This window comes from Streptomyces sp. TRM49041 (genome assembly GCF_008271805.1).
In the GTDB taxonomy this organism is placed as follows: domain Bacteria; phylum Actinomycetota; class Actinomycetes; order Streptomycetales; family Streptomycetaceae; genus Streptomyces.
Map to the genome: position 1 here is coordinate 93,179 of NZ_VSRY01000138.1, position 26,376 is coordinate 119,554.

Here is a 26,376-nt window from a genome sequence, read left to right on the forward strand (position 1 = left end):
TGTCGCAGTAGGACCCGCCTGGGCAGGTCTTGGCCCTTCCCTCTGCCGCTGAGGCCCGAAGGGGACAGGCCCAGCCTCATTCCCGCCTTCGCCGAATGCTGCTCGGTCACGGGCGGAGCTTGTCACCTGCCCAACGGCCGAGGCCGAACCGGCAACCGGACTGCCGGACTGCCGGACTGCTGCGCCTGTTGCGTTGCAGCCATGAACGGGACGGTAGAGAAGGCAGGGGCCGGGAGACAGGGAAGTTCCTCGAAGTTGCTTGACTTCGCGTGGGAGTTCCTCGAAGTTCCTCATATGGCCCGGCTGAACAGCGCGCATGAGGCGCCGCCCGTGGGCAGGCTTGACGCATCGGTCCCCTGCGAAAGGAACTGCTCATGGTGCGACGGCTGCGATTCAACGGGACGGGCAGCGGCGTCAACGGGTGTCCGTCTGTCCATGAGGACCTCGACACGGGCGAGGTCATCGTGCACGGCCCGCCACTCACCGACCCCGAGGACATCGCCCGACTCCGGCACCTGGGCGAGGGCGAGGTGCCGGTCGTGGTGCCACGCGAACTCCTCGTGGATTGGGGGCCCAAGGACATGACCCGCAAAGCGAAGGTCATCGACCTGGACGAGTTCGACCGGCTCTTCACCCAGTTCGAGCACACGGCCTGGCGGCTGGAAACTCGGCGTCGCTACGCGTCGGACGAGGTCACCGAGACCTACGCCCAGTTCACCCGAGGTGAGCCGGTGAACTGGAACGACCAGGACTCGGAATGGTGTGCCAACCGGCGCGCACAAGCCGCGCTCGGCAAGCGAGTGGGACGGGTGCGCATCGTCGACGACCCGCCCACGACAGGACAGCTGTACTTGCTCGACAACGCACGCCGCAACAGCGCTGTCGGCGAACGGATCATGAATCTCCGGCGCGTCGACGCCGACCGGCTGAACCTCCCCTCCGAAGACTTCTGGATCTTCGACTCACGGATGGTCGCGTTGCTCAAGTTCGACGATGCCGACAACCTGGTAGGAGTCGAACTGATCACGGAGCCCGCAGAGGTCGTGCGGTACTCCATGGCGCGCGACGCGGCCATGCACCACGCCGTCCCGTACGAGGAGTTCGCGGCCAGCCTGGCCGTGAAGGAGTAACAGAAACAGGTGTGTACCGGTGAGCACGGACTACCAGAAGGCACGCGAAGCCCTCGGGATACGCCTCCGGGAGCTTCGGCTGTCTGCCCTCGGCGGTCGTCTCACCGGTACTGAGCTGGCCGACAGGTGCGGATGGCACAAGTCGAAGGTCAGCAAGCTGGAAAACGGCCGGACAACACCAACGCCCGACTGCCTGCGCAGGTGGGCGGAGGCAACCGGCCGACCGGAGGCGTACGACGAACTGCTCGGGCGGCTGCGGGGCTTCGAGTCGCACATCCGGTCATGGCGGCGACAGCTGGCCTCTGGGCACAAGGCGGTCCAGGACACTCACCTGCGCGCCCATGCCGACGCCTCTGTATTCCGTGGCTGGGAGTCGTCCATGATTTTCGGGATTCTCCAGACGCCGGACTACGCGCAGTCGATCTTCACGAGATACGCGGAGCTACAGAGATCGCCGCGCGACACCGAGCAGGCAGTGCGCTCCCGGATGAAACGGCAAGAAGCGCTCTACGACTCGTCGAAGCGTTTCCACCTCATCCTGTGGGAAGCCGCCCTGCACGCCCAGATCTGCCCTCCGTCGGTGCTCGCCGCCCAGCTCGACCGCCTCATGGGAGTCATCGGCCTCACCACGGTCGAACTGGGGATCATCCCGCTCTCCGCCGCCCTCAAGATCCCTCCGGCCACCGCCTTCTGGATCTACGACGATCGCCAGGTGATCGTGGAGAACTGGCACGCGGAGTTGTGGATCGACGACGAGACCAGTGTGGACACCTATCTGCGCACCTGGAGGACACTCCAGGAGTCCGCCGTGTACGGCGTTGACGCGCACCGTCTCATCAGTGCGGCGCGGCGGGCGTTGCACTGACCGATCCGGACGGCAGGCCATGCTTCAGAGGAGCGACTCTCATCAGCTCGCGCACCAACCCCTCCCCGGCGGGCAGTCGCTCATCCCCAGCGGACAAAGGGCCGTAGCCGTGATGCCGAACGCGGGAGGGTCTGTCCCCTGTTGAGAGAAGGGCTGGGCCCTCGGCACGTGCACACCTGCCGAGGGCCAGCGCCTGTCAGAGTGCCGCGAACTCGACGAACGCGGTCCACGCCGTGGGTTCTACGGCGAGTGCGGCGCGGATTGTGTCCTTCGAGTCGCGGATGTGGACCCTGGCGGGGCGGGTGGCGACCTCGACGCATTCGCCGCCAGCCCCGCTGCTGTAGCTGCTCTTGAACCAGGCCGACTCAGGTACAGGCTGTTCGACGTTCATCTCTCTCCAAGCAACTTCTCGACGAAGGCCAGCGACTCGCGCGGAGTGAGCGCTTGGGCCCGAAGGAGTCCGTACTGCTCCTCGATCTCCCGGACTGGCTTCCGCGCCGTGTAGAGGCGACTGTCCTGCTGAGCCTCCACGTACGCGATCCTCCGCCCTTCCTTCGTCTCGATCAAGGTGAACGGACCAGCCAGTCCTGCGTGCTCGTCCCGCTCGGTCGGCAGCACCTGGATCTCCACGTTACGCCGCTGGCCATGAAGCAGGATCTGCTCCAACTGCCCGCGCATGACGCCCCACCCACCCAGTGGCCTACGCAGAACCGACTCCTCGATGACGAAGCTGATGGTGGGCAACTGCGCGCGGCAGAAGATCTCCTGCCGGGCCAGTCGCGCTGTCACCCTCTGCTCGACCACGTCTTCGTGCAGCAAGGGCCGCCAGTTGATGAACACCGCCCGCGCGTACTCTTCGGTCTGCAAGAGTCCAGGCACCGCCTGGTTGGCGTAGACATGCAGCTCGATCGCCTCGGCCTCCAACTTGGCCGCATCCCGAAAGAACGCCGGATATTGAGCCCGAGCCACCTCCTCCTTGCTCGCACTCAACACTCCACCCGCATCCAGCGCTTCATCAGCCTGGTCGATGAACTTCGGCGGCGGGATACGTCTCCCCTGCTCGAACGAGGCAATCGTCGAGGCCGAGTACCCGGTCAGCGACCCGAGCTTCGCGCGGTCCATCCCCGCCCGCTCCCGGAACAGCTTCAATTGCCGCCCGAACACGCACAACGTGCCTGTCCCGACCTCATACTCCGGCTGCTGAACCTCGTCGTCCACGCCGCGACTCCTCCCGTACGACCACCACAGCCACCGGACTCCGCCCGCCCAACGCACGGCCCTGGACCCGGTCACGCCCGACCCACGTACAAGCGCACGGCCGACGTGTACAGCCCGCACCCGTCAGCGCATCGCTCCTGGTCAACGCTACGCAGAGTCCGCCACCGTTGACCCCATGAAGTCAGCAACTCCCCCGAACGGGCATATGCCACAGCGCCCCGCACCCGAATGCGAGTTCACCATGCGCTTCACCTCAACGCCGCGCGGTGCCCGCCTCGCCCGCCGACTCGTCTCGCACCGCCTGAACGACTGGGGCCACCCGTACACGACCCCGGCCAACGAGACGCTCACCCTCATCACGGCAGAACTATGCGCCAACGCCGTACGCCACGGCCACGTCCCCGGCCGGGACTTCCACGTCCAACTCACCCTGGACGAGGACACCTTCCGCATTGAGGTGACCGACACCCGCGCCGAGAAACGGCCTCCGGCCAGTCCCCCGGCGGCCGACTCGCTTTCCGAGTCCGGCCGGGGCCTGCTTCTGGTCGCCGCCCTCGCGGACGACTGGGGCGTAACTCCTCGCCCAGCCGCCCCCGGCAAAACGGTCTGGGCGAAGCTGCGCGTACCGACCGGAGGCCACCTGTACGCACACCCTGCGGCCCCTCGTCCGACCGACTCCGTATCGGCGTACGGGCACAACACCGAGCCGTTTCCGGCTACTTCTCCACGGCGGCGCGACGACCTCGTGTTGCGGCCGGACAACGCCAGTTGCTGAGGTCGTCCGGCCTGGACGAAGCCGTGATCAACGTACTCGCCGAGGCCAAGGACGTGGTCACCGACGCCGCTACTGGTCCAGGTCGTAGGGAAGGATCCGGAAGTACGGGTGGCCGGTGAGCGGTATGACGTGCCGGTAGTCCTGATCGGTAGCCAGGAGAAGATTGGTCGCGTGCCGCTGGGCAAGTACGACGTTCACGGCATCGGCCAAGTCGAGGGAGCCGGGCTTGCGTCGCTTGCGCTCCATCTTCCCCTCGTACTGAACGATCAGCCGTGCGGCCTGCGCATAGTCCTCGGCCACCGGAGCGGCGATCTCGTAGAAGCCCCCCGCCACGTCCTCAAGGAACGCCGCGGCAGCGTCGGGCACACCGCCCGCGTTCAACAGGTAGCGCACCTCGGCGATGACGAGTGGAGAGATGACCGCGGCGGACGCGCGGGAAAGCACCTCGCAGAACTCCTTGTGGCGTGGTTCCGCGGTGTTCATCGCCGCGATCGCTCCCCCGCTGGCGACGATCACCTTCACTCGCCGAAGCCCTCCATCAGCTCGTCGAGCCGCCCCACCATGGCCGGGCTGTTGAAGCGGGCCTTCATGGGGGGCCGCTTCGCCAGGTGGTCTTGGATCACCTGGTTGATGCCGTCCCGAATGAGGTCGGCCTGCGAGCGGCCGGTCAGGACAACGACCTGTTCGAGATCACGCTTCTGCTCATCGTCCAGATACACACTCGTCTTTGTCATGCCATATATCACACCCTACACAATGCCCTACATGCCTTTCGCGGGCCGCCGGCCACGGGTTGCTGCGGCGGGGCGCCAAGCACGCAGGTCGTCGTCGGTGAGTCCGTGCTCGCCCTGCTTCTGCTGGCGGTAACCGGCGAAGAAGTCCGCCGGGGAGCCGCTGTAGAGCATGTCGAACTCGTTGTGCCACTGGGACAGCCACGGCTGGAGTTCCAGCAGGCCGGCGAGGAACGGTGTGATCTCCTCGGTGGACAGCGCGGTGTTGGTGAAGTACGTGGCGAGCGCCTGCGCCTGCTCCCGCTGGTCCCAGCCGGCCCACCCGTACAGCTCGGGCGTGGCGGCGTTGGTCTGCCCATAGGAGATGAACCGCTCCTTGGACACGTCGAGCTTGCCGCGCGCCTTCCAGTAGGAGGGGCGGAGGAAGTCGGCCGAGGTGTACTTCGGCGGCACGGGGATGGAGTCCCGGATCTTCCGCTTGGCGGGCTCGTCCGGCGCGGCGTCCTCCTTGCGCTGGAGGTCCCACACCTCTTCCCAGTCGGCGCGCTTCTTGAGGCCGGAGGGCTTGTAGCGCAGGGCGGAGAGGAACGGCACGTGCTCGTCGGTGATCAGCTCGGCGACGACCTTCGCGAGTTCCTTACGGGGCGCGTAGAGCTTGGCGACGGAGACGAAGTCCTCGTCGCGGGAGAGGGCGTCAGTGAGACGGGCCAGGGTGAGGATGGTGGGCTGACCGTTCTCGTCGAACCAGTGGTCGCGATTCTCCATCCGGTCGAGCAGCCAGGAGCGCAGGGCCTTCTCCTGGAGCGCGTCCCAACCCTCGGTGGCCCAGCGGCGCTTGTACTCGGGGCGCTCGACCATGCCGATGGCACGGTTCGACTCAATGGCGTCGATGCGCTTCTGGACGATTTCACGGTAGGCGGCGGGCCAGTGGGCGGGGATCTCCGTGATGGGCGTGGAGTTGTGCCGCTTGAACCACTCGCCGCTGGCCTCGCCTGCGGCTACGCGGCGGGCTAGGACGATCTCGAAGGCGCGCTCGCCGAGGGCGAGTTCGGGGATGCCGGGGTCGTCAGGGTTCTCGGATACTCGGAGATCTTCGGGGTGAAGGCTGTAGAGGGAGTAGACCTGCCAGTCCAGCTCCTCTTGGAGGGCGATCATGCGGGCGCGGATGGACTCCCAGCGGATCTTGGCCTCACGAAGGACGGTGGCAGTAAGGGTGGAATCGCCTGCAACTGCTGTAGGGCTAGTAACGGTGAGTTGCTGGGCGAGAGCGTCGAGGGTGGTGGCAAGGGCGACGGGATACCCAGCGGGAAGCGGGAACTCCTCAAGGTTCGCACCTGAAAACTCGTAGCGCTCTTCCCAGGCTTCGCTCTGAATGCCGCGCCCAAGGCCACTGCCACCCTTACTCTGGCTCACCATTTTGAGCCAAAACCCAGCCGTGGAGCTGTTAAGCAGCCCGAGCAACTGCAGGTGCTCCTCCTCACTCACCCCCTGCCGCAACTTGATCACCGGAGCGGACTGCTTGAATACCTTCCCGCCCCGATCCAGCACAATGTGGTTATGCGTGGCTACAAACGCGAAGGTCAGTGACAACGGGGTGCGGAGCTTCCTAGCGGTCAGGCGGCCATACTCCGTCCAACGAAGACCTGTTTCAATCTTTGTCTTGCCGCCAAACATAATATTGCGCGAGATAACAGTTCTCCCCGGCCACATGTAACGGAGCACGGGAGGCATATCTTCAACCTTTATTGGCGAGAAGTCCTTGTCGTACGGGAAGACCGCATCATCAAATCCCTCACCACCCCAATCCCGGATAAGGTCACCGGTGACCATTGGACGCCGATATTCGGCAGGCAAACCGCGCCTCTCCGCACTTGCTGAGGGAATTAGGTAGAGGTCATCTTCGAGAGTGAAGCTAGTGATGCCGACGGAATCAGCGATCGCGGACAGTGGTGAAACGCTGGTCCGGGATAGCCCCTCAACCATTTCCAGGCCACCATCAGCCAAGATCCACGGTTGCTTGTTAAAATAGCGCTCACGCTCAAGATCGTCCACCGAGACCCACTGACTCACCGAGCCTGGATTGTCGATCTGATCGACGATTGCCTGCCAGACCAGTCCCTTCTCAGGGTTGTCCGGCGCCGACGGCTCACCCTGCACACTGCGAACGGTCCGGATGACCGGCGTTCGCCCGTCACCACCTCGCTGCTTTCCAACGAGAATGACTGTCGGTGTCCCATGCCCTGGAATGTAAGCTCCCGAGGTATCGATTACCTCGGTGAGTTCCACCGCGTGCCCGAAGTAGCCTTCGATGAGCTGCGTCCCGAACTCCCGCTTCATGAACGAGTTCGCGGTGATCTGGCCGACCAAGCCGTACCCGTGCCCCTCAGCATCCCCGCGCTTGGCTAGCTCAAAGAACCGCTGGGCAAATGGCACCGACAAGGCGTACTTGCCCGCGCACGCCGGATACAGCTCCCGGTAAAGAGCGTTGAGGGTCTTGTCCTTGACCGTGATGTACGGCGGGTTCCCGACCACCACGTGATACCGCCCCGGCCGCAAAACGTCCGGGTACTCGTTCAAGTCCTCTGTCGCGTACTTGAACTCGGCCAACTCGTCCACGAAGTCCTCGTCCACCCCGTCGAACAGGTTGCCCTGCTGGGAGCGGCGAGACTTGATCAGGGAGTCCCCTACCGCCAGATGTACCGGCCAGTCATACTTCGCCGCCTCCGCCAGCGTCCGCACGCCACCCGCCGCCATCGCCGCAACCAGCAACCGGAACCGAGCAACGGCCACCGCGAACGGGTTGACGTCCACACCGTGCACCGACCTGAGCGCAGCCGCTACCCGCTCATGCACATCCCGCCCCGGCTGCCCCTCCCTCCACAGCCGCACCAGCCGCCGAAACGCCCCCAGCATAAAGTGCCCCGACCCACACGTAGGGTCGATCATCTTCAGTTCCTCGTACCCGAACTCCCGCACCGCCGGGTTCATCGTCCGGTCGAGGATGAACTCCTCCACGAACTCCGGCGTCTGGAGCAGCGCATACGTCTTCCGCGCAGCCTCGCTCAGGTCCTGGTACAGATCCCCCAGGAACCGCGTGTCCCACCCCTCCGTACCGTCCTCGTTCAGCGGGTCGGTGAAGTCGTGGACGAGGACACCCACCTCATCCCTCCTCCGCCAGAACTCGACCAGATCCCGCGCACCGTCATGCGACAGCGGAACCTGGTACAGGGGATTGTGCCGCTTGTCGAAAAGCAGCCGGCCCGCCTGCCCCCGCCCCAGCTCCTCGAACGCCTTCTCCAGCCACCCCCGGTACGTCGGATCCTCGTCCGACTCCACATACGCGTCGTACCGAGACTCCGCCAGCTCCCGCCGGTCGCCGTCCGGGCCCGTCAGGTACGGCTCCGGGATCAGCCGGTTGTCCTCGCAGAACCGTACGAACACAGTCCCCAGCACCCACGCCACCGCGACCTGCGTGACCCGCTCGTCCAGCCACGAGGTCCGCGTCGCCGCCGTACGCCCCAGCTTGCGCGCCTGGTCGTACTCGGCCCTGAGCCGCGCGCCGACATCCCCCAGCGCCTTCACCTGTCGCCCGAGGTCGGCCTCGACCGCCCTGACCTGCTGCTTGAGGTCGTCCAACAGAGCCTTGCGGTCGATCACCTGACGTCTCCCTCGACACCATCACCACTAGCCACAACCTCGCCGGACCCGCGATGGGCGTTGCCCACCCACGTGTCCGGAAGCTGGATCCACTCCCCCAGGCCGGCCTGGTACGGCACGGCCACCTGCCCGAGCCGGGGCTCGCGCGAGGGGTCGGCCTGCGGGACCAGGAGCCACAGCCCCCGCCCGCCCCGCCGGGCCGCCGACGCCAGCCGGTCCAGGACGCCCATCGCGTCGTATCGCGCGAATACCCCGGCCTCCGTCAGCAGAACAGGACCGACAGGACCGGCCACGCCGCCCCCGTCACCGTCGCCCAGCAGCTCCGCGATCCGGGGCTCCACCGCGCCCCACGCCGTCCGCGCGTACTCCGCGAACCGCACCGCGCCCTTCGAACCCGGCTCAGCGGCATCCGCCTTGAGCAGGGTCTCCCAGGTCGGCTTGGTGCCCGGCGTGACCTGCGCGTGCAGGGCCTCCAGGAACAGCTCGGTCACCGAGACCGCCTCCGCCCCCAGCCGCTCGCTGCTCAGCCCGGCCACAGCCTGACGCACCGACCGCTGCCCAACGGTCAGCACCCGGTACCCGTCCCGGCGGGCCGACGCGAGCAGTCGTTCCTCCGCGCGTACCGCGCCCGCGAGCTGGGGGTCATCGGCGTACCGGGTCACCGCACCCGTACGCGTCGACTGCCGCCACGCACCCGTCGTCAGGTAGCTCGACGCGTCGTCCACCCGCGTCGGCAAGTAGCGCAGCACGCCCTCGCGTTCATGCATGCTGAGCGACAGTTCGAAGCCGGCGTCGCGCAACGCCTTGGTGAGCGGACCACCCGTCGGCAGTTCGTGGTGCGTGCCGCCACGCCCGTCAGGGACGACCATCTCCGGGAAGCGAGCACGGACCCGCTCGTGCACGGCCTCGCCGGTCAGGCCCGGCTGCTGCCCCTCCGGCATACCCGGGATCCAGCGGACGAGCCCGGCCTGCGTGAGCCGCAGCGCCCGCACCAGCGACAGGTCACGCGGATAGATCTCCAGGCGCGGAGTAGCCGCAGCATTCACCGACGCCGCAGCCGCCAGTTCCACCATGCGCCGCTCGTCCCAGTCCACCGTGCCCGGCGGTACCGTCAGCGCGCCCAGCTCGGCCAGGACTGTCGCGGCCGTCGGCAGGGTGTCCAGCCTGGCGAGCCGGTCGGCCGTCTTGCCGAGGCGGGTCGCGTACTCCAGCAGGCCCGGCGCGGTCGGGGTGTCCGGGCCGTCGTTCTCCCGTACGTCGAGGGCGAGCAGGCCGGCGCCCAGGGACTCGTCCGTCGCCTTGCGATTCGGCTGGTGCTGGAACTCGGCTTCCTGCGGGAGCAGTTGCTCGACCTCGACCACGGCCCGTACGGCCGCCAGCGCCATCGCGCGCCGCTGCTCGCGCCCCGCGAGATGCGTGCCGCGCCGGACCGCCAGGGCATCCGCGATCTCCACCGCCGAGGCGACGCGGCCCATGCTCACCAGCAGGTCGATGATCTCCTCGCGCAGTGCCTGGACGGCGGGCTCCGCCTTCCAGCGCTTGCGCTCGTCCTTGAGCATCTGCGGGATACGGCCCTGGCTCAGCCCAAGACCCTCCGCGACGTCCTTCTGCTTCGGCCAGACCCCGATGTCCGGCAGCACACCGTGCTCGTCGGGCAGGCGCAGCAACAGCCGTACCATCTCCGCCTTGTTGCGGTTGGAGCCGTTGTTGTTGACGGCGGGCACGAAGACGGTGGCGAGGGTGTCGAGGCTGACGGAGCGGAGCGTGCGGGAGGAGAGCGCGCCCGCCGACTCGCCGGTGGCGAGCTCGCCGACGAGGGCCGACTCGGCGGCGCTGAGCTGCTCCAGCTCCTCTTTGGCCTCCGCGCGGCCCTTCGGGGTGAGCGGCGAGACGGGGATCTCGCGCAGCCGTTCGCCCCACTCGCGCTGCCGCTGCTGGACCTCGTTGCGGGTCTTGGCGCCCAGTCCGGGGGCGTTGACGAGCTTGCGGCGGCTGTAGTCGAGCAGTTCGCCGACCGTGGTGATGCCGAGGCCGTAGAGGAAGGACTGGGCGGCGGGCGTGAGGCCGGAGACGGTCAGCGGGGTGTCGCGGGTGACCTCGGCGGCGAGGCGGTCGCGCTGCTGCTCGGCGGTCTCCGGCTCGGCGTCCGCGATCGCCACCGCGGCGGTGCCCTCGGCGGGTGTCCCCTCCCCTGAGGTCGCGGGCGCCGGGTGGCGGGAACGGTGGCTGGACGGGACGGTCTGCGAGGCGTCGAGGAAGACCTTGCGCCAGGCGTCCCGCATCGGCTTCAGCTCGGGGTACCGCTTGCCGGCGTCGCGGTGCAGGGCCTTCTGGAAGAACGCGACGAGACCGTCCCGTACGGCCGGGTCGAAGGCCTCGGCCGCGATGGTCGGGTACGGCCACTCCTTGGCGTCGGTCATGCGGGGCAGGACACTGCCGTCGCCCCACTTGGGTAGCTCGCCGGAGGCCATCTGGTGCAGGGTGACGGCGACGGCGTACCGCTCGGCGTGGGAGTCGTACGAGCCGCGGGTGATGACGTCGACGAAGGGGTCGAGGTAGCCTTCGGTGCCCGCGTTGGTGCTCTTCGCCGGGTAGCCGGCGAGGGAGAAGTCGATGAGGACGAGTTCTCGGGTGCGGTTGGGGCGGATGCGGATGGCGATGTTGTCGGGCTTGATGTCCCGATGCCAAACGCCCTCGCCCTCCAGGAAGTCGACGGCGCCGAAGAGGTAGTCGCCGTACGCCTCCAGCTGGTCGACCTGGAGGCGGCCGTTCTCGCGGAGCTGGCGGGCGACGGTCTCCTCACGGCGGCGCGGGCGTCCGCCGCCCTCGGTGCCCTGTCCGTTGTCGTCGCGCTCGTCGCCGACGTACTCCAGGGCCAGGACGGTACGGCCGCCGATGTGCAGCGGCTCGGGTTCGACGAGGCGGATGATGCCGGAATGGGGGCGTAGACGTCCCATGGCCTCGGCCTCGCGGGCGAGGATCTCGCTGCGGCTGTCGGAGAGGGCGACCTTCAGCACGGCCAGCGGGCGGGTCCTGCGGGCTTCGGCCTGGAGGTCGCGGACGAGGAAGGCTCGGCTGGTGGAGCCGGTGCCGAGGCGGCGGCGGATCTCCCACCGGCCGGCGAGCACGTCACCGGCGACGGCCTCCAGCGGGTCCTTGTCGGCGGCGGCCTGGTCGTCCTCGTCGGCCGGCCCTTCCGTGGCGGTGGCCGCCGGGGCCGGGGCGGTGAGGGAGTCCTCGACAACTTCCAGCAGCTCCAGGAACTCGTCCACGCCGGACAGCCGCTGGCCCGGCCGGTAGGCGGTGGCGGCCTGGACCAGGTCGTCCACGTCCTCCGACAAACCGTCCACCAGGGAGCTGGGGCGCAGGCCCTCCCCCGCCTCCAGGCGGGCCAGCAGCTCGGCCTGGCCGGCGGCCGGGGCCTTGCCGGTGACCAGCAGGTAGGTGAGGACGCCGAGCCCGTACACGTCGAGGTGGACCGGGTCGGGGTTGAGGGCGGTGAGTTCGGGAGCGAGGTAGGCGTCGGCGTCGTCGGCCAGGTGCATCGCGGACAGGGCGGTCGGCGCGAAGCGGGTCATGCCCTGGCCCTGGGAGGAGTCGCCGCTGCGCTGGGTGGCGATCTGCCAGTCGGAGATCTGGAGGTGCGGGGTGAGCCAGGCGGCTTCCTCCCCGACGGCCCGGCCCTTCCGGCCGCGCGGGCGGGGGACGACGAGCACGGAGCGGGCGGCGAGCGCCCGGTGGTGGATGCGGCTGGAGTGCGCGGAGCGCATGGTCTCGGCGAGCTGGCGGACCAGCGCCATCCGGCCGAGGATGTCCAGCTTCTCGCCGTACTGGACCAGGTACTCGTCCAGCTTCAGGGTGTCCGGGTGGTAGTCGAAGATCAGCGCGGGGCCGGCGGTGTGCCCGGAGGGGAAGTACTGCTTGAGTTCGACCACGCCGGGGTGCTTGAAACGGCCCAGCACGGCGGCTTCGCGCCGGGCGGCGTTCTCGACGGACTGGCGCAGGGAGGCGTCCGAGCCGCGCTCGCTGAGGTAGATGCGGACGCGGGCGGCCTCGGGGAGGTCGCTGTGGCGGGCGAGGTAGTCCGCCCAGGTGGGACCGGAGTCGAAGGACTTCCGCTCCAGCTCGTACGGGCCGACCTTGTACTGCGCGTCGCTCTTGCGGATGCCGATGTTCTTGAGGGCAGCCTCGATCTCGCGCGAGCCGATCGCGGTGATACGGCGCCGCTCGTCACGCGGAGGCTGCTTGAGCATCTCGACCAGCTGGTGGACGGTGTGGACGCCGTTCTGGTCGTGGGCGGGCAGGCGTACACGCAGGCTGTTGTCCGTGAAGCAGACGGCCTCGGCGACCCAGACCCGCTTTCCGCCGGGCAGCGCGAGCAGGTCGGCCAGTTCCTTGGCCTTGCGGTTGACCAGGTGCAGGGGGTTGCCGTGCGTACGGCGGCGGCCACCGGGAGTGGTCTGCACCCAGGTGCCGTTCTCCGAGGTGACCGAGCCGTGCCAGTCCTTCAGCTCGATCATGCAGACGCCGCCGGGGGCCACGACCAGCAGGTCCACCTCGCGGACGTGGCCGGTGTTCGCGGTGAAGGTGAAGTTCGACCAGGCACGCCAGGGGTCGGAGTCCGGCAGCTTCTCCCGGATCGCGTCCAGGCCACGGCGTTCGTGCTCGAACTCGGACTCGGTGACCGTGACCCACCGGCCTTCCCGCATGCCTGTTCCCCACTCCTCGTGTCCCGCAAGGGCGACCGTTCCCCGTGGTCAGACCCTTGACGCAGATCCTAGTGGCCGGCGGTGCCATGAAAAGAGACGGTGAAGGACGGGAGTACGGGACATTCCACCCCTATTGCCCGAATCCGGCGACTTGCGGTGCGCGGACCACCCATATTCTGGAGCCTCGCCCGTCCCCTCAGGTGAAAATGCGCAAACTCCGCACAGCCGATGCCATCCCGACCGACGCCGTCCCGTCCGGCGCCAACGCGTCCGGCGTATGGACGGGGACCCGCGGCGTCCGAAAGCGATGTGCACCAACTGGCGCGTGTACTGACGTGGTTACCTGCTGCGCACCTTCCCGGAGGGTACGTCGGCGGTGTTCGAGGTGCCGGTCCTCGGCGATGAGCGACGAGTGGTCTCCACCGCGTGCCACACGCGGTGTGACTGCGGATGCCCGGTAGGGCGATCCCTGCCATTCCCAGCTCACGCTCAGGAGTGGAAACCGATGAACCCCGTTGAGTACAAGCCTGCACGTCGTGACCGGATTCGTCAGATTCTGGTCGACGTCACGGTGGGAGTCATCACCAATCTGCTGGTGACGGCCCTTGCCGTGGTAGCACGCCTGGTCTTCTGACCGGCAGGTGGCGGGCCCGGGAGCCCGCCACTCCACCTACCGGTCCACCGTTTCAGAAAAGACGCATCTCGCCGGGCGGCGAGTCCTTCTTCTGACGCTTCCTGCGGCGGCGCCGTCCTCGGCCGGGACGGGGCAGATGTGGCTGTCGCGCCTGCTCCGGCAGGTTCTCCCAGGTGGGTCGCAGACCACAGACATCATGGCCGGATATCACCGCTCACGGCCGCGGAAGGGGCTCCTCGGCAGGCCGTGGCTCCGGTCGGCGGGACACCAGTTCCCGCAGCTTCTCGCGCGTCTCCGGATCCGTCGAGTACACGATCGTGCCCACCATGCCCCGGGTCAGCAGCACCTTGTACGTGTTGCGAATCAGACGGTCCACGTCCGTGTCGGGAGTGGACTTCCTGAAGACCGGGTCCTTCGACGCCGTGCGGTCCGTGATCCAGCGGTCGCCACGCCAGAGCAGATCGGGGCCGATGATGACGCCGGACCAGTCGTACTCGAAGCCCTGGGCGGTGTAGACGCAGCCGACCTGCCCGAAGCCCGCCGGATCCGTGGCCCACAGGGCGGCCGGGGGTGCGCCGGAGACGGAGCGGTCACCGCGTAGATTCCAAGGGCGGGCCCAGTCGCCGATGGCGACGTCGGGCGGGAGCGAAGCGCCGGGCCTGGGTTCCGGAGACCAGCGCCAGCAGTAGCCTGCGGACATACGGGCGCCGTAGCCCTGGGACCGACGAGCTTCGAGGAAGGACTCCATCTCCTGCGGGCTGTCGGCGACCAGCAGCTGCATGCGGTCGTCGGGCTCCCACACGACCGGCCCGCCGGGCTCGAGCCCGAGGAGCCGGACCACCCAGCGCAGGTAGGCGTCACTGCCGCCGCAGCGGAACTGGCTGTCGAGCGGGACGACCTGGCACGGGATGCCCCGCTTCGCCGCTGCCGCCCTGATCTCGGCCACGGTGCCCATCTCACCAGGGCGGACGACTTGGTGCTCGTCGAGGAAGAAGACGGGCACATAGGCGACGTCGATGAGTTCGTCGATCTGTGCCCTGCCGGTACGGTTCTCGGCGCGCGTGTAGCGGTTGGCCGAGGTCTCCCGGATGCGGTGTGCCTCGTCGCAGATCAGGGCACCCAGGCTGTTCTTCTCGGCCCTCATGAAGCTGTTGAAGTACTTGAACAGGTCCTGGACTTCCCGCTTGCGGGCTCCGGCGACCTTCCTCATCGTCTTCGTGAACGACTGCGATCCGGTGGCGTGCAGTGCCGGAACCCCACGCCGGTAGAGCTCACCGAGCAGCTGGAGAGCGATGACGCTCTTGCCGGTGCCGGGGCCGCCCGTGACGATGACGACCTCCTTGCGATCGGCGTGCTTCGCCTTCTCCACCGCGTTGAGCACCATCCGGTACGCGACCTGCTGCTCGTCGAGGAGGACGAACTGTGTGCGTTCGCGCACCTCCTCAGCGGCCACGGACATGAGCTGCTTCGACGGCACCGTGGCGCCTGCCTGAAGTTCGTCCGCCGCCCGGGCCCCCCGGTGCTTGTCGCTCAGCCTCGTACGAACGTGGTCGATGAAGGCCCCGCGGCGTTCCGCGGTGAAGAGCAGTCCGTGGCCGTCACGCTCGATCTCCCTCAGCCCGGTCACACCGAACTCGGTGGCGTTGTGCAGATATGCCACTCCGGCCACCCGGTGTCCGTGTTCGGCCACCGCCCCGTTGAAGTTGACGAGGTATTCGCAGTAACGGCGGACCTGCTCGATGGGGTTCAGGACCGGATGAGCATAGGCGTCGACATGACACAGGGTGGGGTCGTCCTCGTGGGGCAGTGCCTGGCTCCACTGCTTCAGCTCCACCACGACGTAGGACGGCTCTCCCGTGACCGGGTGCACTCCCGCGAGGACGACATCGGCACGCTTGCTGTTCAGCGGTAGTGCGTACTCCAGCATGACCTCGACGTCGCCCAGGCCGGCGTCGTTGAGCGCGGCAGCCAGGACGGGGATGCTGCGCTCCCAGGAGCGCACCTCCGAGGCGCCGGGCCGATAGCCGTGCATGTGAACGAACTTGTCGGTGAGGTGCAGAAACAGCGAACCGTCGAGTGCCATGACGGCGACCGTTTTCGCGGACGCGCGGAACAGCAAGGACTTCCCCCAGGCAGCACGAAAGGACTCGTGCGGGTGGGGGCATGTCCTTCGAGACTCCACCGGAGTGGAGCGGAAGCCCGTCGGGCCGCGTTGACGATGCGTCTGAGGGTACCTGGGTGGTCGCAGCGGCGGCAGCGGACGCCGTGCGACGAACCACACCTTCCTCGTACTCCGAGGGCACGGACGCGCCTGCGTTCCGCCCAGGTTGAACGGCCACAGCTACGTGGACGGGTAGGAGGAGTTGAACGACGCGGCGGAGTGACCGCAGACGTGGGTCGAGCGACCTACGAACTACAAATCCGCGTGAACAAGCCATTCTGATGCGAAGAACGCCTCGCTTCCTTGACCCGGCACAACCGCTTGGGATGCGTCGCAACGCAAGAACCCGCAACCGGCTCGGGACGGGAAGGCACCACGGCCCTAGAGTTCGTGGGCATCGACCCCGAGACCACCGGAGGAGCAGCAGGACCTGCGCGCGCAGGCGACGGCTCGAATGACCCCGCTCACCGGCCCCTCCGCCCGCACTCTCATGGTGACATGTCATTCCGGGTGGGGCGTCTGCGCGTGCGCCGCGCCAGGGGCCGAGCCGACCGCCGGCGCGGCAGCGGTGCGCCCGGCTACAGCGGGGTGGCGGCCTTGAGGATGAAGAACAGGCTCACCGCGGCGTTGGCGGACGAGAACGCCGAGACCGTGGTACCGGCCGCAGCTCCCCAAGCGGCCAGGCCGGCCGCGGTGAACGCCGGCGGCCAGTACCGGGCGGAGGGCGCCGGCCCGAGCAGAGCGACCACGCGGCGCGGGACCGGCCCCGGGGCGGCGAAGCCCGCCAAGGTGACACCGGGGGCCCCGAGGGACACCAGCGCCGCCTTGCCCACCGCCCGTGCCACGAGCCGACGGTCGCCCACGTGGGTGGCGGCTTCCTCGTCGGCCCAACGCTCGGTGGTGTACGCGACGGCGGTACGCAGCGGGCGCAGGAACGGGTTGGCGCGGGCAGCCAGTTGTACGGCGAGCAGGAACCGGTGGTGGCGGCCCGCGAGATGGGCGCGTTCATGGGCGAAGAGCGCGCGGCGCTCCGGCCCCGTGAGCACGTCGAGCATGCCCGTCGTGGCGACGACACGGTCGCGCTTTCCGGGCAGTGCGTACGCGTACGGGACATCGTCCGGCAGGACCGCGACGGATCGCAGGGGCAGGCCGTCGAGGGCGCGGCTCGCCAGGAGCCGCACCCGGTGGTGCCGCCAGGCCGCCCGGCCGCAGGAGGCGAGCACCGCGATCAGGGCGGGGATGGCCGCCTTGCCCGCCACCTCGTCGTGCGGGACCGCCTCACGGACCTCGGGGTCGGACCAGCCGTCCGGCAGCGGGTTGCCGGGGAGCTGCGCGGTGCCGACGACCATCAGCAGGGCCAGGCACAGGGTGCTGCAGACGGCCAGGACGACGGCGACCGCGGTGAGCAGCCAGGTGGCGGCACGCGGATGGAGGTGCTGCTCGGCGAGCCGGGCTATCGGCCACGCCGAAAGGGGCAGGACGAGGGGGAGAAAGACGAAGACGCCCACCTCGTCAGCCTTCGGCCTGGCCGGTCTGCTGGGCGAGCAGGCCGCGCAGGAGCTTCTCGTCGTCGGGCAGCAGGGCGGTGACGAAGCTGGCCAGCACCGCTTCCCGGTCCGCCTCCGCGTCCAGAAGGCGACGCATCCGCAGGGCGGCGAGGCCCGCCTCGTCGGCAACCGCGGTCCACTCGAAGGCGCGGCCCGCCCGCTGCCGCGCCACCGCGCCCTTGGCCTGGAGCCGGGTCAGGATGGTGATCACGGTCGTGTAGGCGAGTCCCTGGCCGAGGCGCTCCTGCACGTAGGCGGCGGTGACCGGGTGCGACGCGCTCCGCAGAGCCGTCAGGACCGCGGCCTCCAGCTCCCCCTGCGCGCGGCGGCCGGACTGTCGACCGACGACGCCCTCGTTCCGTTCGGTCATGGCACCCGCCTTCCGCTCACCGCCCTCGCCCATGCGGCGAGGGCGTTCATGGTACTGAACCTTTGCCTGTCCCTCCGGCTGCTCGACAGGGCCGTCACGCCCCACGGTGCCGCGTGGAAGCACTCGCGTCCATCCATCTTCTACGGCGTTGTAGGTGACGTACGGCCATGGGCTCCGGCGGCAGGCCGAGGTGCTCACCGCCCGCCCGGGGGTGCCCGCCACCGCCGCGACAGGGGAGGCGTCAGGAGGCGACGCGGTCACTCTCACGCTGGGCCCCGACTTCTCAGGAGTACGCGGCTGACACCCGCCCCACGGCACGGCCGAACGTCCTCCTTATCTTCTACACTGCTGTAGATTTGGTTCTCCGGGCACTGCTCGGGCCCGGCGGCCACCCCGATCCGGCCCGTGGACACGAGAGGAACGACGACATGGGTGTGACCCTCACCAAGGGCGGCAATGTCTCACTGAGCAAGGAGGCCCCCGGCCTGACGGCTGTGGTGGTCGGGCTCGGCTGGGACGTCCGCACCACCTCCGGAACCGACTACGACCTCGACGCCAGCGCCCTTCTGCTGAACGACTCGGGCAGGGTCCTCTCCGACCGGCACTTCGTCTTCTACAACAACCTCACCAGCCCTGACGGCTCGGTCGAGCACACCGGCGACAACCTCACCGGTGAGGGCGAAGGCGACGACGAGAGCATCAAGGTCGACCTCGCCGCCGTCCCCGCCGAGGTCACCCGGGTCGTCTTCCCCGTCTCCATCCACGACGCCGACAACCGCGGCCAGAGCTTCGGCCAGGTCCGTAACGCCTTCATCCGCGTCGTGAACCAGACGGGCGGCGCCGAACTCGCCCGCTACGACCTCTCCGAAGACGCCGCCACCGAGACCGCCATGGTCTTCGGCGAGCTCTACCGGCACGGCTCGGATTGGAAGTTCCGTGCCGTCGGCCAGGGATACGCATCCGGGCTCGCCGGAATAGCCGCCGACTACGGCGTCAACGTCTGACCGCCCCGCACACGCACGCCTGAACGCCCGCACTCCGACGCCGGAGGCGAGGCCGACCCGGGCACGCCGACCCGGACACCGCTCCGGACACCGCTCCGGACACCGTCAACAGCTACACCCACACGGGGATGAGCATGAACGAGCCCGTACCGCTACGCCCTGAGGACAGGGCCGCGTTCGAGCACGCGCTACGAAAGGCGCTCGACACGCCCGAGATCCGTGCGGCACTCGGCCGCCCCGGCGCGCCTTACACGGCGGACGAGCTGCGTGCCCGTGCCCTCGCGGCTGCCGATTCCCTCGCCGCCGAGGCGGTGTCCGAGTACGCGGCCCTCCTGGATCTGCGGTCCGGCTCGGCCGCGGAACCACCGCCCGCCGACGGCGAGGGCGTGAAGGCCGCGATGGCCGCTCTGGCCGTGCTCACGCCGCTGCTGTCCGCCGCGGCGGCGGCGATCTTCCTGCTGCTGGGCTACGCATTGCGCATGGCCGGAGCCGCGCAGGCGCTGGCCGACACCCTCGTCGGCACGGGCTGGACCGCCGCGGCCGTCGCCGCCGTCGCCGCACTCGTGTCTGGTGGCGGCCTGGCGTTCACCGCCGCCCGCCACCGTGCCACGGCGCACGGCGCCCCACCCTCGTCGGTGTCCGTCGCAGAGGCGCGCGCGGCATGGCAGGAGGCGCTGCTGCGGCGAAGCCTGCTGCCCCGTCTGCGGCGCGAACTAGGCATCCGCGACTCCGCCGACACACCACGGGCCTCGGCACCGGTCCCCTCGCCCAGGAACCGTACGCGGCTGGGCTACAGCCGACCGGACTTCACCGGTCCGGACTTCTCAGGCCCGGACTTCTCAGGCCCGGACTTCTCAGGCCCGGACTTCTCAGGCCCGGACTTCTCAGGCCCGGACTCCATGGGCCCCGGCGGGCCGTCCCGGCAATAGCGTCTGTGAGACGTCCGGCACCGGAGGTCCGCGGCACGGGGCGACACCGTCGGGGCGGGACCGCCCCCGGTGCAGAGCCCGTCACCCCTCGTTTCCGCGGTGCCGCACGACGGCGACCGGGCAGTGGGCGTGGTGGAGTACGGCCTGACTGACCGAGCCGAGGACCAGCCCGGCGAAGCCGCCCAGACCGCGTGCGCCCACCACCAGCAACCGGGCGCCTTCGCTCTCCTCGATCAGGACCTGCCGCACATGGCCGGTCATCAGCCGTGGGCTCACCGTCACCCCCGCCCCCGGGCGCTCGCTGTCGGAGAGCGCATCGGCGAGTACCCGTTCCCCCTCGGCTCGGGACGCTGCGGAGTGCGCGTCGGCGGACACGTACACCGCCATGAGTCCGGTACCCCGCATCGCGGCCTCCGCGGAGGCGAACTCCGCCGCCGCCCGCGCCTCGGCCGAGCCGTCGACAGCCACCAGCACCGGCCCCCGCGGGTCGGCCCTGCCCCGTACCACGATGACGGGGCAGCGGCTGTGTCCGGCCAGGTGCACGGCCACCGACCCCACGAACACGCCCGCGAACCGCCCCTGACCTCGGCAGCCGACTACCAGCAGCGCCGCGTCGCGCGACTGTGCTTCCAGTACGGACAACGGCTCACCGGCGATCACGGCATGGCTGACGTCCACCTCGGGAGCCTGGGCCACGGCCCGGTCGGCAGCTTCGCGCATCACGCGCTCGACGTCCTCGCGCAGGGCGCCGTGCGCCGGTCCCAGCAGCGACGGCCCCGCCGGTACGTGCATGGCGGGCCACACGAACGCGTGCACCAGGCGCAGCCCCACGGAGCGCATCCGCGCCTCACCCGCGGCGACGTCCACCGCTTCGAGACTCGACGGGGACCCGTCGACACCGACGACTACGGCTCCACCCATGCGCGCACCCCATTTCCCTCCTGCGACTCGCGGCGGGCCGTTCCCGTACGACGACCGCGCTCCACCGCTGCTACCAGCCTCTCCCTCAATGCCTGAGCACGCCACAGGCCACTCGGCCCTCATGGGTCCGGTCGGGGGCGCGACGCCCGGCCACGCGCCCCTCCCGTGGGCTTCTACAGTGCTGTAGATTCGCCTCATCGTCCGAAGTGGCCGGTCTCGCCCCGCTTCGCCCTCGACTCAAGGAGTAGCCAGTGGCAGTCAACCTGACCAAGGGCCAGCAGATCAGCCTGGAGAAGACGGGCGGGGGCACGCTCAGCGTCGTCCGCATGGGGCTGGGCTGGCAGGCGTCGCCCAAGAAGGGCTTTCTGGCGCGGCTGACCGGGCCGAACGAGATCGACCTCGACGCGTCCGCCGTGCTGTTCGCCGACGGGGAGCCGGTGGACGTCGTCTTCTTCCAACACCTGGTCAGCGAAGACGGCGCCGTACGCCACACAGGGGACAACCTGGTGGGTGGAGCCGGCCAGGGCGGCGACGACGAGGCGATCCTGGTGGACCTCCCGCGCCTGCCCGCGCACGTCGACCAGATCGTGTTCACCGTCAACTCGTTCACCGGCCAGACCTTCGCCGACGTGCAGAACGCCTTCTGCCGTCTCATCGACGAGACCACCGGGCAGGAACTGGCCCGCTACACCCTGTCGGGCGGTGGTGTCTACACCGCCCAGATCATGGCGAAGGTGCACCGGTCGGGCGGGACGTGGCACATGTCCGCCATCGGGGAGCCGGCCCAGGGGCGTACGTTCCAGGATCTGCTGCCGACCATCGCCGCACACCTGTAACCCCTGAATCGCCCACCGTAGACGGGAGACGCACAGCCGTGTTCGACAGTCTGAAGAACCTCAAGGACAAGGCCGAGGATCTCGCCGCGGATCACGGGGAGGCGATCGCCCAGGGCCTGGAGAAGGCCGGCGACTTCGTCGACGAGAAGACCGGCGGCAAGTTCAGCAGCCAGATCGAGACCGGCGTCGACACGGCGCAGGACCTGGTAGAGCGCCTGGGCCAGAGGAAATCGGTGGACTGACACCTCCCTCGCCGCGTACGAGAAGGTGCCCGCTACCCGGCTTGTACCCGGGGAACGGGCCCTGCCTTCTCGCGTGCATACGCGGCTCGTGAGCCCATGAGACGGGCGAGGAGGTCGTCGAGGCTGATCAGGCCGGTCAGCCGGCCGTCGGCGTCCCGGATGACGGCGAGGGAGGCGCGGTGCCTACGCAGTTGATCGACCGCGCGGGAGAGGCTGTCCGTGCCCTTCAGTTCCGGAACTGGCCGGGCCAGTCGCCGGGCCGTGGCGTCGTGTCCACGGGCTCGCGCCACCAGGGCGTCCCGGGCGTGCAGCGAGCCGAGGAGGGTCTGCCCGTCCGTGACGAGAAGGCGTGCCCGGTCCGCGGCCGTGGCCGTCGACAGGATCGTGTCGACGTCGGCGTCGGCGGGCACGGTCACGATCCGGTCCGCGGCGACCATCAGGTCGGCCAGGGGAGTCTGCGGCTCCGTCAGCGAGCGGGTGATCAGCTCCGAGTCGGTCGCGTTGATCAGGCCGAGTCGCTCCGACTCGGCGACCAGGTGGGTGAGCTGCTCACGGTTGTGGACCGCCGTCAGCTCATCGCGCGGCTGCACACGGCACATCCGCACCAGGGCGTTGCTCACCTTGTTGAGGAGCCGGATCAGCGGCCGTACGGCGGCGACCATGACCCGGAAGGGAGGGCTGAGCAGCATCGCGGAGCGTTCCGGGTGGGCGATGGCCCACGACTTGGGGGCCATCTCGCCGACGACCATGTGCAGGAAGACCACGAGGGCCATGGCGAAGGCGAACGCGATGCCGTAGCTGAGCCCGGCGGGCAGGCCGAGCTTCACCAGCAGGGGGTCGACCTGGTGGGAGATGGCGGGCTTGGAGATCGATCCCAGCCCCAGCGTGCAGATGGTGATGCCTAGTTGGGCGCCCGCGAGCATCAGGGACAGCTCGCGCATGCCCGCGAGGGCGGCCTTCGCGCCGCGCTGTCCTTCCGCGGCGGCCTTCTCCATGCGGTGGCGCTTGGCGGCGACGAGGGCGAACTCGGCGGCCACGAAGAACCCGCTGGCGGCTAGGAGCACGACGGTGACGAAGAGTGCCATGGGGAAGCTCATGCCTGGGCCTCCTCGGCCGCGGAGCGCTCGATACGGACCCGTGCCGGTACGTGCCGGTCCAGGCTCAGGACCTCGATGGCGACGCCGTCCACGGTGAGCCGGTCCCCGATGGCGGGGAACCGCCCGAGCCGGTCGATGACCAGACCGGCCACGGTGTCGTAGTCCTCCTCCTCGGGCAGCGCGATCCCGGTGGCCTGCTCGACCTCGTCCAGGCGGCGCCGGGCGTCGACGAACCAGCCGGCCCCGTCGGGGACGGCGAGCCGCACGACGGTGTCGGTCTCGTCGGCGATGTCGCCGACGAGCTCCTCGGCGATGTCCTCGTACGTGACGACACCGGCGACGCCACCGTGCTCGTCCAGGACGACGGCGAACTCGTCGTCCCGCTCCCTCATCCGCGTCACCGCGTCCGGCAGCGGAAGCGTGTCGGGCAGCAGCAGCGGACGCCGGGCCGCCTCGCCGACCGTCCTGGTCCCGAAGTCCGCCGCGGGTAGCCGCATCAGCTCCCACACGCCGATGACGCCCGCCACGTCGTCGGGGTGGTCGCCGAGGACCGGGTAGCTGGAGTGGCCGTGCTCGGCGATCACCTCGGCCGCCTCCGCCAGCATGGCGTCCTTGCGTACGAACACCGCGTCGACGCGCGGCACCATCACCTCGTCGAGCGTGCGCTCGGAGAACTCCAGGGCGTGGTCGAGGAGCTCGGCGGTGTCCGCGGGCAACTGCCCCTGCTCGTGGGACTCACCGATGAGGTGGCTCAGCTCTTCCAGCGTGGCGCCGTGGTGCAGCTCCTCCACGGGCTCGATACCGACCTTGCGGAGCAGCTTGTTGGCGGCGCTGTCGAAGACGTGCACGACCGGCCCGACGAGCTTCAGGTAGAGGAGCGTGGAGGCGCCCAGGGACTTCGCGAGGCGCTCCGGAACGGCGAGTGCCAGGTTCTTCGGGGCGAGTTCGCCGACCACCATCTGGAGGACCGTGGCGACCGTGAAGGCCAGGACGACGGAGACCGCCGTGGCCGCACCCCCGGTCAGCCCGACCCCGTCCAGCACGGGCTCCAGCAGCGCCGACACGGACGGCTCGGCGAGGAAGCCGACCACCAGGCCGGTGACCGTGATGCCGAGCTGGGCACCCGACAGCATGAACGAGAGCCGCTCCAGAACCTTCAGCGCCCGCGCCGCGCGCTTGTCGCCCGCTTCGGCCTCGCGGGCGAGCGCGAGCCGGTCGGCGGCGACGTACGCGAACTCCTGCGCCACGAAGTACCCGGTCCCCGCCGTCAGGACGAGCACGGCCAGCAGGCCGAGTGCGGCGCTCACAGGGCACCGTCCAGCCACGCGCCGGCATCAGGAACGGCGGCACGGGACACTCCGGGACTGCCCCCTGGGGGGTCCGTCGGTCTGGCGGGCAAGGCGAACTCCTTCACGGCTCTGTCGAGTGGGGCGGTCGGGCGGGAGCAGCCGCGTCGGCCTCGACCCGAGTCCACCACGACCATGCCCGGTCTCCGTGCCGCCGCCGCACCGCCCGCGCCGCACCCGATACTTCTACACGCATGTAGATCATAGTCGAACCGCCCCCTCGCGAAGCAGGGACGGCATTCCTGGGAGCGTCCGTGCGGCATGCCGGCGTCCGGGTCAGGCGGTGGCGACGGTGTCGGGTCGGGTGCAGCGCCGTCCGGGGGAAGGGCTGGTCGCGGTCGGTGTCGCCGAGGGCGTCCTTGATGTGGAGGTAGCCCAGGATCGTGCCGCCCGGCCCGGTGACGGGCAGGCGGGAGAAGCCGTTCGCGGCCGCGGTCCGCTCCAGCTCCTGCGGGGTGACGGCGTGGCCGACGGTGACCACGCGGTTGAGCGGGACCATGACCTCGCCGACCGGGCGGGTGCCCAGTTCGAGGGCGTCGCGCAGGCGGTCGCCGCCCTCCGGGTCGAGGAGGCCGGCCTCGCTGGAGTCCTTGACCGGGCGGACGAGTTCGTCGTCGGTGCAGACGGAGGAGACCTCGTCCTTCGGCTCGACCTTCAGCAGCCGCAGGATCGCGTTGGCGAAGGCGTTGACGCCGAAACCGTCCGTTCATCCCGGCACTCGCCCCACAAGGCGGCGTCCAGCCCTATGCTTCTACATGCATGTAGACCAAAAGCGGTACGGAGCGTCAGAAGGGCATGCCTTCATGGCGGTTGACGCCACACCGGACCGCTCCATCACTCGCGGGAGGGCCTTCGTGGCTTCGATAGATCTGGACAAGGTGCTGGACAAGGCGTGGGCGGACAAGAGCCTGCCGGAGATCCTCGCCGCACCCGTGGGCGCGCTGAAGGGCGTGTCCGAGCGGGACGGCGAGCTCCTGAAGGAGGCGTTCGGTGTGAAGACGGTGGCCGACCTCGCCGATCTGAAGTACGTCCGCTGGGCCCAGGCGCTGGCCGCCCTCGACGCGGCGTCGAAGTAGCTCTCTCCGGGGCCGCCGCCACCACCACCGCCGGCCAGGCCGGTGGCGACGGCCCCTCTCTCTCCGTACAGCAACGCGCATCATGAAGGAGTGAACGCCACGATGGTGTTCAAGCGACTGCTCGGCTCGGTCGGCATCGGCGGCCCCTCGGTGGACACGGTCCTCACACCCGGAGCGGTCCAGCCGGGGGGCGCCCTCACAGGCGAGGTACGCCTCAAGGGCGGCAAGGCCGACTTCGACATCGAGCACATCACGCTCGAACTCGTCGCCCGCGTCGAGGCCGAGCACGACGACGGGGAGTCCGAGGGCGTGGTCGCCTTCGAACGGTTCACCGTGGCCGGTGGCTTCCGCCTGACCGAGGGCGAGCAGCGCAGCGTGCCGTTCAGCGTGCACCTGCCGTGGGAGACGCCGGTCAACGAGCTCTACGGGCAGGCCCTCGGCATCGTTCTCGGTGTGCGCACCGAGCTGGGCGTGGCCGGCGCGAAGGACAAGGGCGACATGGACCCGCTCGCCGTCGGGCCGCTGCCCGCGCAGGAGGCGGTCCTGGAGGCGTTCGGGCAGCTCGGCTTCGGCTTCAAGTCGGCCGACCTGGAGTACGGCCGCATCGGCGGCACCGGCCAGCAGCTGCCGTTCTACCAGGAGATCGAGATGACCCCGGCGCCGCAGTACGCGCACCAGGTCAACGAGATCGAGGTCACCTTCCTCGCCAACCCGGGCGGCATGGAGGTCGTCCTGGAGGCCGACAAGCGCGGCGGCCTCTTCTCCGGCGGCCACGACGCGCTGAACCGCTTCACCGTCAGCCACCAGGATGTCGGCCACACCGACTGGAACGCCCTGGTCGAGTCGTGGGTGCACCAGCTCGTGGAGCGCCACTCCGCGCACGGCGGCCACGGAGCCCACGGCGCGTACGGCCACAGCGACCCCTATGCGCACAAGGGCGACCACCACGGCCACCACGGCCACCACGGGCACGGCGACGGGCATCGCTCCGGCCCCGGCATGGGCACGGCCATCGCGGCCGGCGCCGCGGGCGTGGCGGTCGGCGTGGCGGGCGGCCTGGTCGCGGCGGAGATCGTCGACGAGGTCGGCGACTTCTTCGAGGGCGACGACGAAGGCGACGAAGGCTGA

General features: G+C 69.4%; 23 protein-coding genes and 1 pseudogene. 11 read left to right on the forward strand and 13 right to left on the reverse strand.

Annotated elements, in window-relative coordinates:
- Positions 1 to 374: 374 nt before the first annotated feature.
- Both FVS66_RS17330 and FVS66_RS17335 read left to right on the forward strand, forming a co-directional pair.
- Positions 375 to 1,130: a DUF6879 family protein gene (locus FVS66_RS17330; RefSeq protein ID WP_149182076.1), complete on the forward strand. Its 756-nt coding sequence runs from the start codon at positions 375 to 377 to the stop codon at positions 1,128 to 1,130.
- 19 nt (positions 1,131 to 1,149) lie between these two features.
- A complete protein-coding gene (locus tag FVS66_RS17335) occupies positions 1,150 to 1,995 on the forward strand; it encodes a helix-turn-helix transcriptional regulator (protein ID WP_149182077.1) in 846 nt (281 codons plus the stop codon).
- Positions 1,996 to 2,191: 196 nt separating this feature from the next.
- Here the strand turns inward: FVS66_RS17335 and FVS66_RS17340 are convergent, their stop codons facing one another.
- Positions 2,192 to 2,386, reverse strand: a complete 195-nt coding sequence (locus tag FVS66_RS17340) for a DUF397 domain-containing protein (protein WP_149182078.1) — start codon at positions 2,384 to 2,386, stop codon at positions 2,192 to 2,194.
- Positions 2,383 to 3,213, reverse strand: coding sequence for a helix-turn-helix transcriptional regulator (locus FVS66_RS17345; protein ID WP_149182079.1), 831 nt, complete (start codon positions 3,211 to 3,213; stop codon positions 2,383 to 2,385). The genes FVS66_RS17340 and FVS66_RS17345 overlap by 4 nt, the downstream gene beginning before the upstream one ends.
- Before the next feature lie 205 nt (positions 3,214 to 3,418).
- Here FVS66_RS17345 and FVS66_RS17350 point away from each other — a divergent pair, with 205 nt between their 5' ends.
- Positions 3,419 to 3,988: an ATP-binding protein gene (locus tag FVS66_RS17350; RefSeq protein ID WP_316248192.1), complete on the forward strand. Its 570-nt coding sequence runs from the start codon at positions 3,419 to 3,421 to the stop codon at positions 3,986 to 3,988.
- Positions 3,989 to 4,057: 69 nt separating this feature from the next.
- Here the strand turns inward: FVS66_RS17350 and FVS66_RS17355 are convergent, their stop codons facing one another.
- From FVS66_RS17355 to pglW, 4 genes are read right to left on the reverse strand one after another with little or no spacing between them, the layout of a single operon-like run.
- Positions 4,058 to 4,510, reverse strand: coding sequence for a PIN domain-containing protein (locus FVS66_RS17355; protein WP_149182081.1), 453 nt, complete (start codon positions 4,508 to 4,510; stop codon positions 4,058 to 4,060).
- Positions 4,507 to 4,722 carry a hypothetical protein gene (locus FVS66_RS17360; RefSeq protein ID WP_149182082.1) on the reverse strand — a complete coding sequence of 72 codons (216 nt, stop codon included), beginning with the start codon at positions 4,720 to 4,722 and terminating at the stop codon, positions 4,507 to 4,509. The genes FVS66_RS17355 and FVS66_RS17360 overlap by 4 nt, the downstream gene beginning before the upstream one ends.
- A gap of 27 nt (positions 4,723 to 4,749) precedes the next feature.
- Complete coding sequence (gene pglX, locus FVS66_RS17365) at positions 4,750 to 8,376, reverse strand: BREX-2 system adenine-specific DNA-methyltransferase PglX (RefSeq protein ID WP_149182083.1); 3,627 nt, start codon at positions 8,374 to 8,376, stop codon at positions 4,750 to 4,752.
- A complete protein-coding gene (gene pglW / locus FVS66_RS17370) occupies positions 8,373 to 13,085 on the reverse strand; it encodes a BREX system serine/threonine kinase PglW (protein WP_149182084.1) in 4,713 nt (1,570 codons plus the stop codon). Before pglW ends, pglX begins: the two co-directional genes overlap by 4 nt.
- Before the next feature lie 505 nt (positions 13,086 to 13,590).
- Between pglW and FVS66_RS35500 the strand changes: the two genes are divergently transcribed.
- Complete coding sequence (locus FVS66_RS35500; RefSeq protein WP_222946943.1) at positions 13,591 to 13,719, forward strand: DUF6408 family protein; 129 nt, start codon at positions 13,591 to 13,593, stop codon at positions 13,717 to 13,719.
- A 214-nt stretch (positions 13,720 to 13,933) separates the two neighbouring features.
- Here FVS66_RS35500 and FVS66_RS17375 read toward each other — a convergent pair whose 3' ends face one another.
- The 3 genes from FVS66_RS17375 to FVS66_RS17385 form a co-directional block, all read right to left on the reverse strand.
- The gene (locus tag FVS66_RS17375) at positions 13,934 to 15,838 is read right to left on the reverse strand and encodes a DUF2075 domain-containing protein (RefSeq protein ID WP_149182085.1); all 1,905 of its coding nucleotides are present in this window, start codon (positions 15,836 to 15,838) and stop codon (positions 13,934 to 13,936) included.
- Positions 15,839 to 16,458: 620 nt separating this feature from the next.
- On the reverse strand, positions 16,459 to 17,388 hold the full coding sequence (locus FVS66_RS17380) for a M56 family metallopeptidase (RefSeq protein ID WP_149182086.1): 930 nt from the start codon (positions 17,386 to 17,388) through the stop codon (positions 16,459 to 16,461).
- Between the two features lie 4 nt (positions 17,389 to 17,392).
- A complete protein-coding gene (locus FVS66_RS17385) occupies positions 17,393 to 17,797 on the reverse strand; it encodes a BlaI/MecI/CopY family transcriptional regulator (RefSeq protein ID WP_149182087.1) in 405 nt (134 codons plus the stop codon).
- A gap of 154 nt (positions 17,798 to 17,951) precedes the next feature.
- Between FVS66_RS17385 and FVS66_RS35065 the strand changes: the two genes are divergently transcribed.
- The 3 genes from FVS66_RS35065 to FVS66_RS17395 all read left to right on the forward strand — a co-directional run bounded on the left by FVS66_RS35065 (position 17,952) and on the right by FVS66_RS17395 (position 19,730).
- Positions 17,952 to 18,098, forward strand: coding sequence for a hypothetical protein (locus FVS66_RS35065; RefSeq protein WP_187645559.1), 147 nt, complete (start codon positions 17,952 to 17,954; stop codon positions 18,096 to 18,098).
- Between the two features lie 127 nt (positions 18,099 to 18,225).
- Positions 18,226 to 18,801 (forward strand): TerD family protein, encoded by a 576-nt coding sequence (locus tag FVS66_RS17390; RefSeq protein ID WP_149182088.1) that lies wholly within the window; start codon positions 18,226 to 18,228, stop codon positions 18,799 to 18,801.
- Positions 18,802 to 18,929: 128 nt separating this feature from the next.
- Complete coding sequence (locus FVS66_RS17395) at positions 18,930 to 19,730, forward strand: hypothetical protein (protein ID WP_187645560.1); 801 nt, start codon at positions 18,930 to 18,932, stop codon at positions 19,728 to 19,730.
- Between the two features lie 81 nt (positions 19,731 to 19,811).
- Here the strand turns inward: FVS66_RS17395 and FVS66_RS17405 are convergent, their stop codons facing one another.
- A complete protein-coding gene (locus tag FVS66_RS17405) occupies positions 19,812 to 20,651 on the reverse strand; it encodes a universal stress protein (protein ID WP_149182090.1) in 840 nt (279 codons plus the stop codon).
- Positions 20,652 to 20,902: 251 nt separating this feature from the next.
- Here FVS66_RS17405 and FVS66_RS17410 point away from each other — a divergent pair, with 251 nt between their 5' ends.
- Positions 20,903 to 21,487 carry a TerD family protein gene (locus FVS66_RS17410; protein ID WP_149182091.1) on the forward strand — a complete coding sequence of 195 codons (585 nt, stop codon included), beginning with the start codon at positions 20,903 to 20,905 and terminating at the stop codon, positions 21,485 to 21,487.
- Between the two features lie 38 nt (positions 21,488 to 21,525).
- On the forward strand, positions 21,526 to 21,729 hold the full coding sequence (locus tag FVS66_RS17415) for an antitoxin (RefSeq protein ID WP_149182092.1): 204 nt from the start codon (positions 21,526 to 21,528) through the stop codon (positions 21,727 to 21,729).
- Positions 21,730 to 21,761: 32 nt separating this feature from the next.
- Here the strand turns inward: FVS66_RS17415 and FVS66_RS17420 are convergent, their stop codons facing one another.
- The 3 genes and pseudogenes from FVS66_RS17420 to FVS66_RS36865 all read right to left on the reverse strand — a co-directional run.
- Positions 21,762 to 22,826, reverse strand: coding sequence for a hemolysin family protein (locus tag FVS66_RS17420; protein ID WP_149182093.1), 1,065 nt, complete (start codon positions 22,824 to 22,826; stop codon positions 21,762 to 21,764).
- On the reverse strand, positions 22,823 to 24,133 hold the full coding sequence (locus FVS66_RS17425; protein WP_149182094.1) for a hemolysin family protein: 1,311 nt from the start codon (positions 24,131 to 24,133) through the stop codon (positions 22,823 to 22,825). Before FVS66_RS17425 ends, FVS66_RS17420 begins: the two co-directional genes overlap by 4 nt.
- Before the next feature lie 103 nt (positions 24,134 to 24,236).
- A pseudogene (locus FVS66_RS36865) lies at positions 24,237 to 24,869 on the reverse strand (hypothetical protein); the annotation flags it as partial.
- A 157-nt stretch (positions 24,870 to 25,026) separates the two neighbouring features.
- Here FVS66_RS36865 and FVS66_RS17435 point away from each other — a divergent pair.
- A complete protein-coding gene (locus FVS66_RS17435) occupies positions 25,027 to 25,248 on the forward strand; it encodes a hypothetical protein (RefSeq protein WP_149181302.1) in 222 nt (73 codons plus the stop codon).
- Positions 25,249 to 25,350: 102 nt separating this feature from the next.
- Positions 25,351 to 26,376, forward strand: a complete 1,026-nt coding sequence (locus FVS66_RS17440; protein ID WP_149181309.1) for a sporulation protein — start codon at positions 25,351 to 25,353, stop codon at positions 26,374 to 26,376.

Bases quoted from the DNA above. Each gene is read 5' to 3' on its own strand.
- FVS66_RS17330 (WP_149182076.1), top strand. From the start codon at position 375: ATGGTGCGACGGCTGCGATTCAACGGGACGGGCAGCGGCGTCAACGGG.
- FVS66_RS17340 (WP_149182078.1), bottom strand. From the start codon at position 2,386: ATGAACGTCGAACAGCCTGTACCTGAGTCGGCCTGGTTCAAGAGCAGC.
- FVS66_RS17350 (WP_316248192.1), top strand. From the start codon at position 3,419: ATGCCACAGCGCCCCGCACCCGAATGCGAGTTCACCATGCGCTTCACC.
- FVS66_RS17360 (WP_149182082.1), bottom strand. From the start codon at position 4,722: ATGACAAAGACGAGTGTGTATCTGGACGATGAGCAGAAGCGTGATCTC.
- pglW (WP_149182084.1), bottom strand. From the start codon at position 13,085: ATGCGGGAAGGCCGGTGGGTCACGGTCACCGAGTCCGAGTTCGAGCAC.
- FVS66_RS35500 (WP_222946943.1), top strand. From the start codon at position 13,591: ATGAACCCCGTTGAGTACAAGCCTGCACGTCGTGACCGGATTCGTCAG.
- FVS66_RS17385 (WP_149182087.1), bottom strand. From the start codon at position 17,797: ATGACCGAACGGAACGAGGGCGTCGTCGGTCGACAGTCCGGCCGCCGC.
- FVS66_RS17390 (WP_149182088.1), top strand. From the start codon at position 18,226: ATGGGTGTGACCCTCACCAAGGGCGGCAATGTCTCACTGAGCAAGGAG.
- FVS66_RS17395 (WP_187645560.1), top strand. From the start codon at position 18,930: ATGAGCATGAACGAGCCCGTACCGCTACGCCCTGAGGACAGGGCCGCG.
- FVS66_RS17405 (WP_149182090.1), bottom strand. From the start codon at position 20,651: ATGGGTGGAGCCGTAGTCGTCGGTGTCGACGGGTCCCCGTCGAGTCTC.
- FVS66_RS17420 (WP_149182093.1), bottom strand. From the start codon at position 22,826: ATGAGCTTCCCCATGGCACTCTTCGTCACCGTCGTGCTCCTAGCCGCC.
- FVS66_RS17440 (WP_149181309.1), top strand. From the start codon at position 25,351: ATGGTGTTCAAGCGACTGCTCGGCTCGGTCGGCATCGGCGGCCCCTCG.